General features: G+C 40.1%; 11 protein-coding genes. All 11 read left to right on the top strand.

The annotated features are described in order from the left end of the window. The first annotated feature begins 18 nt into the window (after nt 1-18). The gene (locus tag HQN86_RS25000; RefSeq protein WP_172663567.1) at nt 19-1479 is read left to right on the top strand and encodes a RagB/SusD family nutrient uptake outer membrane protein; all 1461 of its coding nucleotides are present in this window, start codon (nt 19-21) and stop codon (nt 1477-1479) included. 10 nt (nt 1480-1489) lie between these two features. Beyond that, nucleotides 1490-4213 (top strand): alpha/beta hydrolase family protein, encoded by a 2724-nt coding sequence (locus HQN86_RS24995; protein ID WP_172663566.1) that lies wholly within the window; start codon nt 1490-1492, stop codon nt 4211-4213. A gap of 53 nt (nt 4214-4266) precedes the next feature. Beyond that, entirely contained in the window at nt 4267-5115 is an 849-nt protein-coding gene (locus tag HQN86_RS24990) for a hypothetical protein (protein WP_172663565.1), read from the top strand. Between the two features lie 45 nt (nt 5116-5160). Further along, nucleotides 5161-6012: an alpha/beta hydrolase gene (locus tag HQN86_RS24985; RefSeq protein WP_172663564.1), complete on the top strand. Its 852-nt coding sequence runs from the start codon at nt 5161-5163 to the stop codon at nt 6010-6012. Between the two features lie 13 nt (nt 6013-6025). Beyond that, complete coding sequence (locus HQN86_RS24980; protein WP_172663563.1) at nt 6026-6445, top strand: MauE/DoxX family redox-associated membrane protein; 420 nt, start codon at nt 6026-6028, stop codon at nt 6443-6445. A gap of 71 nt (nt 6446-6516) precedes the next feature. Then, nucleotides 6517-6786, top strand: coding sequence for a hypothetical protein (locus tag HQN86_RS24975; RefSeq protein ID WP_172663562.1), 270 nt, complete (start codon nt 6517-6519; stop codon nt 6784-6786). A 50-nt stretch (nt 6787-6836) separates the two neighbouring features. Continuing rightward, entirely contained in the window at nt 6837-7871 is a 1035-nt protein-coding gene (locus HQN86_RS24970) for a hypothetical protein (protein WP_172663561.1), read from the top strand. Between the two features lie 31 nt (nt 7872-7902). Beyond that, nucleotides 7903-10305, top strand: coding sequence for a glycoside hydrolase family 2 protein (locus tag HQN86_RS24965; RefSeq protein WP_172663560.1), 2403 nt, complete (start codon nt 7903-7905; stop codon nt 10303-10305). Between the two features lie 9 nt (nt 10306-10314). Then, nucleotides 10315-10695 (top strand): helix-turn-helix transcriptional regulator, encoded by a 381-nt coding sequence (locus tag HQN86_RS24960; RefSeq protein WP_172663559.1) that lies wholly within the window; start codon nt 10315-10317, stop codon nt 10693-10695. Continuing rightward, entirely contained in the window at nt 10692-11549 is an 858-nt protein-coding gene (locus HQN86_RS24955) for a sigma-70 family RNA polymerase sigma factor (RefSeq protein ID WP_172663558.1), read from the top strand. The genes HQN86_RS24960 and HQN86_RS24955 overlap by 4 nt, the downstream gene beginning before the upstream one ends. A 1125-nt stretch (nt 11550-12674) precedes the next feature. Continuing rightward, entirely contained in the window at nt 12675-13775 is a 1101-nt protein-coding gene (locus HQN86_RS24950) for a transposase (protein WP_172663557.1), read from the top strand. Nucleotides 13776-13859 lie beyond the last annotated feature (84 nt).

Below are 13859 nucleotides of genomic sequence, written 5' to 3'. Positions count from 1 at the left end.
GGCTTAATTTTTTTAAATATGAAAAGTAAAGACTGTTTAATGCTGCTTTTGTTATCACTAAGCCTCATCAACGCTAGCTGTAAAAAACTGATTGATGTGGATGGTCCTGAAACCAGCCTTACCTCAAGAGATATTTATAATAATGATGAAACTGCATTAGGAGCAGTAACATCATTGTATGCTAAATTAAGCCAGGGGCAACTGGGAGGGCCCGGCGAATTAACAAGTTTATCCAATATTGCCGGTTTGTCATCAGATGAATTAGACTATTTTTCACTTGCAGGAAGTCCAACATTGAATGCTTATTATCAAAATCAATTAAACGATAAAAATGTAGGAATCGACTACTGGAACATTTCTTACCAACGGCTTTTTGTTATAAATGCTGCCATAGAAGGACTTACTGCTTCAACGGAAACGAGTGAATCCTTAAAGAAGCAACTACTTGGTGAGGTAAAGTTTATGCGTGGGTTTTATTATTTTTATTTGGTCAATCTCTACGGAGATGTACCCCTTATTTTAACCACTGATTATACCGTAAATTCAGTTGCTAAAAAAACTGCCAAGCTTCAAGTTTACCAACAGGTTCTTTCCGATCTCAAGGATGCCCAAAATCTGCTAAGTTCTCAATATTTAAGAGGTGATGGGATGACACCATATCCCAATGGCTTGGAGGAAAGGGTACGGCCTACTAAATGGGCTGCCACGGCTTTACTAGCAAGAACATATTTGTACCTTAAAGACTGGTCAAATGCAGAGATCGAATCCTCGAAAATTTTATTAAATACCGAGCAATTTCATATTGTTTCTATTGATGAGGTGTTTTTAAAGAATAACAAAGAAGCTATATGGCAACTACAGCCAGTTACAAGGGGAGCCAATACTGCGGAGGCTATTACTTTTGTACTCCCGCCATCAGGACCGTCGTTTTTAAACCCTGTTTACCTTAGTGAAAGAGTGATGGACGCTTTTGCTTTAAACGACAGAAGAAAAACTGAGTGGACAGGCCATGTAAATACTAATGGTATATTATATAACTACCCCTATAAATATAAGGTTGCTTATTCAACTGAAGTCAACTATCCTGTTATCGAATTCAGCGTGGTATTTCGTTTAGCTGAACAACTGTTAATCAGGGCAGAGGCTAGAACGCATATTGGGAATAAAGATGGGGCAATTGCTGATGTAGATATCATAAGGGAAAGGGCAGGATTATCCTCCATAAAAACGACAAATTCAAATGTTACCGTAGAAGACCTTGCAACTATTATCCTAAACGAAAGGAGAGTCGAATTTTTTGCAGAATGGGGACATAGATGGTTGGATTTAAAGCGAACTGAAAAAGTCGGTGAAATCATGAATATTGTCACTCCCAAAAAAAGCAATGGTTCTTCATGGAAAACCTTCCAGCAATATTATCCGATTTCATTAAATGAGCTCAAAGCAGACCCGAATCTGGTGCAGGTTCCGGGATATTAACTACCAAATTATGAAACTTATTTTAATAATGCTACTATTGTTCCATTTTGACTCGCTATTTGGACAGAAAATAGTTGTGGACTCTAACACTTATAGTCGATGGCCATCTTTATCTACCCCAATTCTAAGTAATGACGGTAAGTATGCAATATACGGCATTAACAATGCACTGAATAAAGATGGCCAATTAGTTGTGCAATCCACAGATAGATTGTGGAAGAGGCAATTCAATGATGTTCGAAGATACACTATAACTGGTGATAGTAAATATTTGTTCTTTGCTACTGGAAAAGATGTTTTGACACGATTGACGCTAGGTACTGATAAAACGAAACATTACTATGGCATTTCTTCATTTGAACTTCAGACGTGTAATGGTAATGAATGGTTATGTTATTCCAAGGCTGGTGAATCTAAAAATCTTTTTTTAAAAAACATTGACACGGGTCGGGAGTTGAGGTATTTGGGTGTAGACAGCTATCAGTTTAGTGAAGATGGAAGTATATTACTGCTCTGGAAGAATGATGAAGACCAGAATGATTTTCGATCTCTACATTGGATTTATCTTGAAAGTGGTAAAGACCGTGAAATATGGCATGGCATCAATCCGGAAAACCTACTTATAGATTCTAAACATCAACAGTTAGTATTTCGCAGGGGTGGAAATATTTGGTATTATAAAACTGGCTTCAAAAAAGCAATGTGCATATTTGATACCAAAACTAGTCCAATAGAAAAGCGATTTACTCTTTTTAGTCTGGATCGTTTTAACGAAAATGGAGAAGGCGTTTTTTTAACGTTAGCAGAAAAAAAGCAGAAAAAAGAAAGGTTAATAAACGTAGAAGTGTGGAGCTACCAGGATACAATTTTGCAAACGGAGAAAGCGACAGACCCTGAACTTAAAACATATTTATCGATACTCGATCTGAACAAGTATAACCTTACTCGTTTACAAATAAAGGCAGGCGAGTCTTTCAGCTTCCCAACGTCCTCCACTTCTCAAGAAAAAATAGCCCTTGTACGGAGTATTGAATTCCCGGGAATTCCATGGAGTCCAGCAAGTCGTCTTAAGTGGTCTATTATCTCAGTCAAAAGTGGGAAAAGAATAGCTTTGGAGTTTTTAGATGGAAATAAAACGGTTACAATCTCGCCAACTGGCAAATATTTAATCTACTATGATTTTAAAGACCGAGCTTATTTCAGTTATGAATTAATCAGCGGTATAACGCGAAATTTAACGAAAGATATCTTCATTTCTTGGAAGGATTCCTTTCGTGACGATTTATATAGATCTGATTCAGATGTTTATCCAAGAAACTATAACAATTTGCTATGGTTAAATGAAGATCAATCTGTTCTAGTTTATGACACGTATGACATATGGAAGCTGGATCCTCTTAATAACAAAAAACCAAATCAAATGACAAATGGCTATGGCAGAAAACATCACGTTGTCTTCGACCTTGTTACTCAAACATATTCAAATAAAAAAAACATCGACTATCCCAATGTATATCTAAGCGCCTTTAACGAGACAAATAAAGACAATGGTTTCTTTAGAAAACGATTAGACAGGTTAGGGGATCCTGAACGGTTAATAATGGGCCCCTACATCTTCTGCACTAATAGTGGGTATGTACCTGAGGGGGCAGATTTTTTGCCGATTAAAGCTAAAAATTCTGAAATGTATATTATAAGACGTATGAGTGCTACTGATGCGCCTAATTATTTTAGTACTAGAGATTTTAAAACACTTAATCGCTTAAGTAATATTCAGCCACAAAAGAACTATAATTGGTATACGTCAGAGTTGCATAGATGGACATCTTTAGATGGAAGGATTTTACAAGGAATTTTATATAAGCCAGAGAATTTTGATCCAAATAAGCGATATCCTGTTGTATTCCAATATTATGAAAGAAAATCCAATGGATTGAATGCTTTCTTAACTCCTATGGCGTTATGTTCGGGATGTGAAATTAACATACCAACCTATGTGAGTAATGGTTATTTGGTTTTTTGCCCTGATATCTTTTATAAAGTTGGAGACCCTATGCAGGGCACCTATGATGCTGTGGTTTCTGCGGCTAAATATGTTGCGGGCTTGCCTTTTGTAGACGAGACAAAAATGGGACTTCAGGGATGCAGTTTTGGGGGGTTGCAAACGAATTATCTTGTAACTCATACAAAATTGTTTGCTGCAGCTGTTAGTTCCAGTAGTCTTTCAAATATAATAAGCTCGTATGGAGGGTTATTCAGTAATCAGGGAAGCATGCAAGGCTATTTTGAGGATCAAGGATCCCAAGGCAGAATTGGCGGAACACTTTGGCAAAATCCTCAAGCCTATATTAAGAATTCACCTGTTTTTCAAATTGATAAAGTATCAACGCCACTGTTGATGATGCACACAAAAAATGATGGGGTATATTTATATGCGAATGCTCTTGAATTCTTTATGGGACTTCGGCGGATGGGAAAGAAATCATGGATGATCGTTTATCCAGATGAAAATCACGGGCTATTTAACAAGGTCAATGCAGCAGATTACAGTGTAAGGATGGCTCAGTTTTTTGATCATTATCTAAGAGGAAAATCAGCTCCCATGTGGATGTTAGAAGGAGTTCCCACGACCAGACGATGGACTGATGAGGGGTTTGAACTTGATAGTACAGGTAGGACTCCTGGTACTGGCTTAACAAGTGATAAGGTTAATATCCTAATGGGTTTCGAATAACCTTTACACAAAATTTTTTAAGAATCACAAATAAGAATAAACAAAAACATATTATGAAACAATTGAAGACAAGAAGTTACTTGTTAATGGCCACTGCCTTGCTGATTTTTTTATGCGGAAACTCTTATGCGCAGAAATTTAAAAATTATTCTGAGATGCCCGCGCTTGTGCAACAAGAAAAGAAAAAGGGAAACAATAAGATTGCAGATAGCCTTGCGCAAGTTTACATTAAAGATTATTTGCTCAAATTAGATGAGAATGAGCTTTTTACAGAAAGAAATTTAACATTCATTAACGAACATTTGAAGGACGTAGATGGAGCAGCGTTTAAGCTGTTTATTAGTGAAACAAACAGAGTAAATTCTATTCTGGGCGCCGATAAAGCGCAATATTCACTAAGGAGTGCCATTTCAAACGCTTATTTTAAAAACCCATCAGCGATCTCTAATTCAGAATGGGATGCCTTAGAAGCCAAACTCGCGAATAAATTTGGACCAATTGGGCTAGAGGAGTTTTATGGTAAGCGTATGCTCCAAGCTTACGAACAAAAGGATTGGCCAGCGTACGGTAAATATTATAAGTTATACTTTGAGAAAGCACTAAAAAGACCTCAATTCAACATTAACGCTGTTTCCTGGCCGCTTTTTGAAAATGTAAATGATCCAAATATTTTAGAGTTTGCATGTGACATTGTTATGAAATATGCAATTGAACAATGGTATCAAGTTGATTTTGCAGCATGGGATACTTACGCAAATCTACTCTATAAAATAGGCAAAAGAGATGCAGCGATTCACTGGGAGCAAAAAGCAGTTAGAGCATCCAATAATGAGAATGTTTTCGTCGAAACATTGGAGAAAATGAGGAAGAATATTCCCACCTGGAATACTACAAGTAACTAATTCAGATATATATAATAAAAACCGATGTTAAATAAAACGATATTAATGCTGCTGTTATTTTTTATTGGGCCTACGGGTAAAGCACAAAAAGTCTTTGAACTTTATACAGATAGTATTCCAAACAGCTTAAAAAAGATCCCCGCTCGGGAACTACCTTCAGTGGAAGTTTATCTTCCTGTAAAAGAAAAAGCAAGCGGTACTGCGGTTGTTATTTTTCCTGGTGGCGCTTATACTTTTCTGGCTTACAAGGAAGAAGGCATACTGATTGCACAGGCTTTTGCTGAAAAGGGAATCACTGCTTTTGTGGTCAAATATCGTTTGCCTAAGAGTGACACTATGAAAGACAAAAGTTTTGGGCCATTGATGGATGCACAGCAGGCCGTTAAAGTGATCAGATCAGAAGCTATTTCCTGGGGCATTGATCCGGGGAAGATTGGGGTCGTTGGATACAGTGCGGGAGGGCATCTGGCTTCCACTTTAGGGACGCATTTTTCTAAAAGCTATGTTCCAAATCAAATGAACATCAATCTGCGACCGGACTTTATGATCTTGCTCTATCCGGTAATCAGTATGAATGATACACTAACACATATTGGATCTAAGATTTCATTGTTGGGTATGGAACCAACTAATGATAAAGTACAATTGTTCTCGAATGACCTTCAGGTTAGTAAAGGAACTCCGCCTACATATTTGACACACGCTGGCGATGATAGTATAGTTGACGTGAACAATAGTATTGTGTTTTACCAGGCTCTGCAAAAGAATGGAGTAGATGCGGAACTGCATTTGTTTCCTAAAGGTAATCACGGATTTACCCAGCGTTTGCCAGTTAATGAATGGATGGAGCCGATATTAAAATTTTTGAAAAGAGAGGGGTTTTACAAGCTAAACTAAACCTATTGATTTTATGAAAAGTAAAGTAAGGGAAACACTAGTAGAGATAATAAGCGCTCTTTTTATTATACTTTTTGCATATGCTGCTTTGACTAAAATTGAAGATTTTGAAAAATTCAGAATTGAATTAGGTAAATCACCGATACTCAGTCTTTTTGCTAAGTATGTCGCTGTTGGAATTCCGTTAATTGAGCTTGTAATTGCCGCATTATTAGCACTCAAAAAAATGCAATATTATGCATTATACCTATCCTTTAGTTTAATGGTTGTATTCTCTGTTTACATTATTGTCATCTTAAAATTCGGAACCTACATTCCTTGCTCTTGTGGAGGAATATTGCAAAACTTGACTTGGAGCCAGCATCTGTTTTTTAATATAGGCTTTGTAATTCTGGGAGCACTTTCAATTTTAATATATCCAAAAGATGGTTAAGATCTTATTCGCGATAAGAAGGGACGTCCGTACCCTTGAAATTTCGGGCCAATCAATTAAAAAGTAAAAAAATGAAATTTAGAAAATTATTAATGACGGGGGCATTCCTATTAGCTGTAGCTTCAACGTTTGCCTTTAAACCTCAAACCAAAGGGTTTATGTATTTCTCATGGATTCTAGATGGAACATGTTACGTTCAAGCTGGTAGCACTGACCAACAATATTGTCAAGATTATTATACCGGAGCTCAATGTACTTTTTCAGGTATTCCGATTTATAAATATGATGTTCTCGGTGGTCCAGTTCCTCCGACTTGTAGTGTCCCGCTAAGGCGCTTGTAGATGAATTTAGCCTGGGTTATATTAACCCAGGCTTACTTAACTTTATCCTTATGATTTTCAAACGTATTTTGTTAATTACAATTTGCTTAATTTTTAGCGTGGTGCTGGTTGTTATTCTGTATTTTGTATCGGCTAAAGCGAAACAGAATAAAAATAACTTTATACGTGCCCTCCCAACACACAGACTTGTTCCTGATAATATTATTGATTTAGGGGAGGGTCGGTGGTACTTAGCTGGGATAGGTAATGATTCTATTTACATTGGTAACCTATACACTCCCCAAAAATTATTGCGAGTAGATTCCTCCGTAAAAGACACTGTTGGATGTCATTTTAGTCTTCCCGAAGGAGCTAAGTTGACCAGGGGATATTTTAACTTAGTTCAGCATGGATCCATATATACACTTGATGGCAACCAACCTGCTCTTTTTTTAGGAAAACTTAGTTCCAAAATATTAAAACCAGCAACAAAACCTCCATTTTTTACTCAAGCAGCTCATTCCTTAGGAAAATCATTTATTTTAAGAGTCGTTCAAAATGGGCAAAATAGATTGGTAAGATATAGGCCAGATTCTGATGGTTTTAGATCTTCCGCTAATCTTCTTCATAAGCAAATAGACGGTGTTTTTAGTACCGATGGGAATCTAGCAGTAGCGCCAAAATCTGGGAATGTGTTTTATGTCTATTATTATCGGAATCAATTTATTTGTGCGGACAGTAATCTTAATTTATTATATCAAGGAAAAACCATTGATACAAATTCAACTGCTAAACTAAAAATTGCTTCAATAAAATCGCAAAATCAGACGACGCTTGCTATTCCACCTGTTGAAGTAAATAAAAGGGTTGCAATTAATGAACATTTCCTATTCATTCAGTCGGGGTTGATTGCAGATAACGAGGTTCCTGAATCTTTAAAAAATGTTTCAATAATCGATGTTTATTCCGTGAACGACAGCAAATATCAGTTTAGCTTTTATTTACCAGATTTTAATAAGAAAAAATTAACGGATTTTAAGGTCTACGGACAGTCATTGTATGCCTTGTATGATCATTACTTATACAAATACAAACTAAACTTCTAAAAAAAGAAATAACTAAAAAACATATCAAAAGATGTTAAATCAAGCAAAAAAATGCTTGTTCCTGGCCACTGCCTTGTTCAATTTTATGAATATCGCAGTACAGGCGCAACAAAAATATCAAATGCGGGAAGTGCCTGTTCAAAGCCGATGGGCTAAACTGGTTTCCCCGGAAAACGCCTTGAAAGAATACCCCAGGCCTCAAATGGTACGTCCAAACTGGATAAACCTGAACGGGCTATGGGACTATACCATAACAGCTAAAACCAACAACATGAAAGTGCTGAATGAAGGAAAGATATTGGTGCCTTACCCGATTGAATCTGCTTTATCCGGCGTGAAAAAGGCATTACTTCCCGACCAGCACCTGGTCTATAAAAGAAGTATTGTTAGACCGGCGCTGAAAGCCGGTGAACGTGTGTTGTTGCATTTTGGAGCAGTGGATTACCAGTGCTGGGTGTACATCAACGAGAAAGAAGTTGGATCACATACCGGAGGCTATACCGCGTTCGATATGGATATAACTGAGGCACTTGCTTCAGGCTCAAATGAGCTGATGGTAAAAGTATATGACCCGACTGGTGAAGGTGTTGGTCCTCATGGTAAACAAGTGTTGAATCCTGCCAATATCTATTATACACCAACATCGGGAATCTGGCAAACGGTATGGATGGAGGTTGTTCCTGCAGCCTATATCAGTGAACTGCAAATGACACCGGATATTGATAAAGGCGTTTTGATCCTTACCATAAAAGCACCTGCAGGCTATAAAATCGAAGCCACAGCATTTGACGGAAAAGCCAAAGTAAACGCCGTATTCGGAGAGGCAGGAACTGATCTTCAGCTTCTTGTTAAGAATGCGAAACTCTGGTCACCCGCTTCACCTTTCCTCTATGACTTGGAAGTGAAATTACTGAAAGACGGGAAGGTGGTAGATAAAGTAACTTCTTACTTCGGGATGCGCAAGATTGGTATTGCCAGGGATGTTGCGGGTGTGGACCGGATCTTTTTAAACAACAAGCCTTATTTTAATTTGGGAACGCTTGACCAGGGCTTCTGGCCGGATGGGCTGTATACGGCCCCAACAGACGAAGCCCTTGCTTATGACATAAAGGCCATTAAAGCGATGGGATTCAATGCCATCCGTAAACACATTAAAGTAGAACCGGCCCGCTGGTATTACCATGCAGATAAACTGGGGATGCTGGTATGGCAGGATATGGTGAATCCGAACCAGGGACTACCTGAAGGAAGCAAAGCTGCTTTTGAAGCACAATGTTCAGAAACACTTGCCCAATTGCACAATTATCCCTCTATAGTTTGCTGGGTGCTGTTCAATGAGAAATGGGGGCAATATGACCAGCAAAGACTGAGTGAATGGATTAAAAAGACAGATCCTTCCAGGATATTGAACGGGCACTCCGGGGAGATTCTTTATGTGAATGAAGTACTGCGATCACCTTCTCCCAATGCCTACGTATCGGCTGATGTGACCGATGTGCACAGTTATCCTGATCCGATGATGAGTATTAAGTTGCCGGGTAAGGCGCAGGTTTGCGGGGAGTTTGGAGGGATCGGGGTCTTTATACCAGATCACCAGTGGAACACGAGCTCTGCCTGGGGATACATTACCGAGAAACCTTCAGGATTGCGTGCAAAATATACCATCATGAACCAGCATTTAAAGCTGATGGAAAAACAGGGACTTTCCGGTTCAATTTATACCCAGCCTTTTGATGTGGAAGGGGAACAGAACGGGCTGATGACTTATGACCGGGAAGTGGTCAAAATTCCTTTTGCGGAGCTGAGAAAGATTCACAGTCAGCTGAACCCGGATGCTGAAAAGAATGTCCCCGTTGTTACTGCACAGGGTGCAGACCTGACGGAGCCAGGTCTTTTGTACAGTGGAATGCTGCAGCAGTACATAGATGGTAAGCGAGATGAGGCCTTTTTAAAAAAAATGTCCATGACTGCTGGGCAGGTTGGCGATAAGCTGGGCGCAGGGCTAGCGGGGCATGATTTCATTTTTGGGCTAAAAAAGCCACTTTCTGAAGAGGACATTGATGCGGTGGTTTCTTTTACCAAAAGTACTAAGGATGCTGGTTTTGCTTTGATGAACAAGGATGCGGAGATATTCAAAAAGGTAATGGGGGAACGTAAGTATACGGTGGCCATGATGAACATGATCTTAAAAGGGGAAATGGAACCATTGATGAATGCTGATCCGGTCGATTGGGCAGCAGTTGAGGCTGCGGTAAAACCATACGGTGCTCCTGGCGAGGAGATCCTGCTTCGTGCCAAGACGGTTGGTTTTTACAATTCACAGGACTGGAAAAACTATGTTCCGGCAGCGACCACTTACCTGGAGAAATTTGGTGCGAATGTGCCGGAGAATGAGAAGAAAATGTTCCAGACCGCCATTGACGAACACAAATAGGAAATAGTTATGACGCGGGAATTGGTAAAGGAAACTGCTGTTGACCAGTTGGTTCAGCGGAATGGCGCTTTGGATGAGATCAGATTGTTGTTTCGTTTACAACGCCTGATCGATATTGATTTCAGGAAGTGTAAATACAGGGAGTATTATGCGGCGTTGATTGGGGTTTCCTTGTATAAATTGGATAAAATGGGGAAGGCCCATTTAGGGATGACGGTTTATCAAATGATCCAGGACAGGTTGTTTCAGGAAGCGCTGAAACTGCTCCGAATGGGGAAGGATTCTGTGAAAGAAATCACTTTTGAACTGGGCTTCCGGGACCAGGCTTACTTTGCCCGGTTTATCCGGCGCAGAACGCGGTTAAGTCCATTGGGGCTTCGGAATTTATGAGGGCGCTGAAGATTGAAGTGTCGCTGACCAGGAAGTCTGCGGTGCTGGATAAGTATTTGAATGAGCTGTCTAAGATTGAGCTGCTGACAGTGGAACAGGAGGTGGATTTATGTGCCAGGATCCGGGCGGGGGATCAGCTGGCATTGAATACATTGGTGAAATCGAACCTGCGGTTTGTGGTTTCGGTGGCGAAGAAGTATCAGTGCGCGGGTTTTGCCTTGGAGGACCTGATCTGTGAAGGGAATATGGGTTTGATTCGGGCGGCACAGCGTTTTGATGCCGCCAGGGGATTTAAGTTTATTTCTTTTGCAGTGTGGTGGGTGCGTCAGAGCATCATTCATGCAGTTGCGGAAAAGCGGCGTACGATTCGGCTTCCTGCCAATCAGGTGAACGCAATTATAAAAATGGGACAGGATAGTGCGGTATTGGAACAATTACTGGAACGCATGCCAAGTGTGGAGGAACTGGCGGATTATACGGATTTAAGTGTGACAAGGGTAATCGAATGTGCGGCTTATTCTCCCTGGATGCTGTCCCTGGATCAGGAAAATGAGGCAGAGCATGATGGTACTTTACTGGATCGTTTGGCGGATGATAGGGCGGAAACACCGGATCGGTTTGCTGTTCAGGATTCGGTTGAAGTGGCACTGGATGACCTACTTAGGGAACTTGCTCCGCGTGAAAGAAAGATTTTAGAATTGTACTACGGGATTGATATTCCGCTTCCAATGCAGCCGGCGGAAATTGCGAAAGTGGTGAATCTGTCTAAGGAACGGGTACGTCAGATTCATGTGGCTTGTCTGAAGCGGTTGAGAAATAAGGTAACACGGGAGAGCTTTGATGAATTAAGTTGAAGCAGGTGTTATGAAAAGATTAGTGCTTTATTGGGGCACTGGTATGTCAGGATAAAGGGTTGGTTAGCCCTTTATGGTTTTGTGAACTCATCTTCTCCGATGAGATTTGAATTTAGGTTAGAAACTGTGGCAGCCCGGATGGGTGCCACAGTTTTATCAAAGAAGTGGGAACTTGATGAGTGTAATTAAAAATGAAACGATAGAAAAGGTGAATTAATGACCAGTTAGGTGACGGCTGATACAGATTTAAATAAATACGCGACGGAAGAAGTGAACTGTTTGATGCCCCTGGGCTGGGAGCTAATAATCAGATGAGTTCTTTTCTAATCGTATAGCAATAGGATGGGCAGGGCATGATCAGAATTAGATACTCTCCAAAAGAAGCGTTTGAAGATATATCCATATTCTGGCTGGATTTGGAAATAAGTTAATGTGCTATGGAAGGGGCGAATTAGGGGGCAGGTTAGGTGAAGGCCTGGTTGATGAGTAAATCCCTTTCCAGTAGCATATGATGGGCAGGACATGATCAGAATTAGATACCACCCAAAAGAAGAGTTTGAAAAAAGATTTCTGATCGGGCTTGATTTGGAAATATTTAATATGCGATGGAGAGGGCGAATTAGGTATAGTTGTAGGCGAAGGCCTAGTTGATGAGTAAATCCCTCTCCGGTAGCATATAATGGGCAGGACATGATCAGAATTAGACAGCGTTCAAAAAAGAGTTTGAAAACAGATTCATGATCAGACTAGACTAGATTTGGAAATAAGCTTATATGCTACGGAGAGGGCGAATTAAGCGACAAGTTAGGTGAAGGCCTAGTTGATGAGTAAATCCCTCTCCGGTAGCATATAATGGGCAGGACATGATCAGAATTAGATGACGTCCAAAAAGAAGAGTTTGAAAACAGATTCCTGATCAGACTGGATTTGGAAATACTAATGTGCTACGGAGAGGGCGAATTAAAAGATGTCTTAGGTGCAGGCCTAGCGGATGAATAAATCCCTCTCCAGTAACATAAAAAGCATAAATCCGCGATCCCTGGGCGTATTCATCCAAAGCAAAAATGGCTTTGGTGAACTGTGAATTTTGAAACCGGTTTAGCTGAATAACATAGATGAAATGCAATGGATAAAAAGAGTTCAAAAAAATACGGGTGGTTTATTGGGGTTGACGTTTCCCGTAATGAACTGGATTTTGCGGTAATGAAAGCAAAGGTCGTACTTTTTCATAGGGAAATACCAAACAGTTTGGAGTCAATCAAGGACTTTATAAAGGAGCTTAAAATGCAGCACGGCTTTACCATTAGTAAGGCAATCTTCTGTCTGGAAAGTACTGGTTTTTATTCGAATCATTTGTTGCAGGTATTGCATCGTTTTAAGGCGAATATCGTGATAGAGAATGCGGTGAAGATTAAAAATTCTCCTGGTAATATGAGGGGTAAAAACGACAAGATTGATGCCGTTCGAATCGCCGCGTATGCTTCCCTGCATCATGAAAATCTCAGGTTCTGGTTTCCCAGACGACCGGTAATTGATCAGCTGGCAGAACTGACCACTTTAAGGCTCAGACTCCGGGTATTGTACGGTAGCCTGACGACTCCGGTGAAGGAACAGCAGGCCTTTGTGAAGAAGAAGGTGGCCAGGGAGAATGCGCAGTTGTGTTCGCGTAGTATTGAAGCGGTAAAACTTGATTTACTGGATGTGGATGAAGCGATCCTGAAGGTGATCAATGAGGATGAGCAGCTGTGCCGTCTAAGGGATTTGATTGTTTCTGTAGATTATGTGGGAGTGGTTACGGCAACGGAAATGCTGATCTGTACCAATGAGTTCAGAGACATTAAAGATCCGAAGAAATTTGCGTGTTATGCCGGAGTTGCCCCGTTTCCCAAGGAATCTGGTAAGGCCAGAGTAAAATCCAGGGTGTCACATCTGGCAAATAAAAAGATGAAAAGTTTACTGCACTTGTGTGCACTTCAGGCGATGCGACATAGTCCGGAATTGAGGCCTTATTTCCTGAGAAAAGTGGAACAGGAGGGGAAGCCGAAAATGGCGGTGTTGAATGCATTGAGGTATAAACTGATCCTTCGGATTTTTGCCTGCGTCAATCAGAACCGGAAATTCGAAAAAACATACGTGAATTCTCATGTTAAAAAGCTTAAGGAAATAGAATCTGAGTCATCGGCATCTGGCAAGGAGGAGAAAGAAACCATAATTGATGTTTTATAAAATGGATAAATTCTACATTTTTTTTGTCTTTAGGGCGCTCTTTTTCATTGCCAGGGCGGTTTTGCAAAGAAAATAGAAATACTG

The organism is Pedobacter panaciterrae, from assembly GCF_013204795.1.
Lineage (GTDB): Bacteria > Bacteroidota > Bacteroidia > Sphingobacteriales > Sphingobacteriaceae > Pedobacter > Pedobacter panaciterrae.
This window is presented reverse-complemented; position numbering and strand designations above follow the sequence as displayed.

Bases quoted from the DNA above. Each gene is read 5' to 3' on its own strand.
- HQN86_RS24985 (WP_172663564.1), top strand. From the start codon at position 5,161: ATGCTGCTGTTATTTTTTATTGGGCCTACGGGTAAAGCACAAAAAGTC.
- HQN86_RS25000 (WP_172663567.1), top strand. From the start codon at position 19: ATGAAAAGTAAAGACTGTTTAATGCTGCTTTTGTTATCACTAAGCCTC.
- HQN86_RS24975 (WP_172663562.1), top strand. From the start codon at position 6,517: ATGAAATTTAGAAAATTATTAATGACGGGGGCATTCCTATTAGCTGTA.
- HQN86_RS24955 (WP_172663558.1), top strand. From the start codon at position 10,692: ATGAGGGCGCTGAAGATTGAAGTGTCGCTGACCAGGAAGTCTGCGGTG.
- HQN86_RS24980 (WP_172663563.1), top strand. From the start codon at position 6,026: ATGAAAAGTAAAGTAAGGGAAACACTAGTAGAGATAATAAGCGCTCTT.
- HQN86_RS24960 (WP_172663559.1), top strand. From the start codon at position 10,315: ATGACGCGGGAATTGGTAAAGGAAACTGCTGTTGACCAGTTGGTTCAG.
- HQN86_RS24965 (WP_172663560.1), top strand. From the start codon at position 7,903: ATGTTAAATCAAGCAAAAAAATGCTTGTTCCTGGCCACTGCCTTGTTC.
- HQN86_RS24990 (WP_172663565.1), top strand. From the start codon at position 4,267: ATGAAACAATTGAAGACAAGAAGTTACTTGTTAATGGCCACTGCCTTG.
- HQN86_RS24995 (WP_172663566.1), top strand. From the start codon at position 1,490: ATGAAACTTATTTTAATAATGCTACTATTGTTCCATTTTGACTCGCTA.
- HQN86_RS24970 (WP_172663561.1), top strand. From the start codon at position 6,837: ATGATTTTCAAACGTATTTTGTTAATTACAATTTGCTTAATTTTTAGC.
- HQN86_RS24950 (WP_172663557.1), top strand. From the start codon at position 12,675: ATGGATAAAAAGAGTTCAAAAAAATACGGGTGGTTTATTGGGGTTGAC.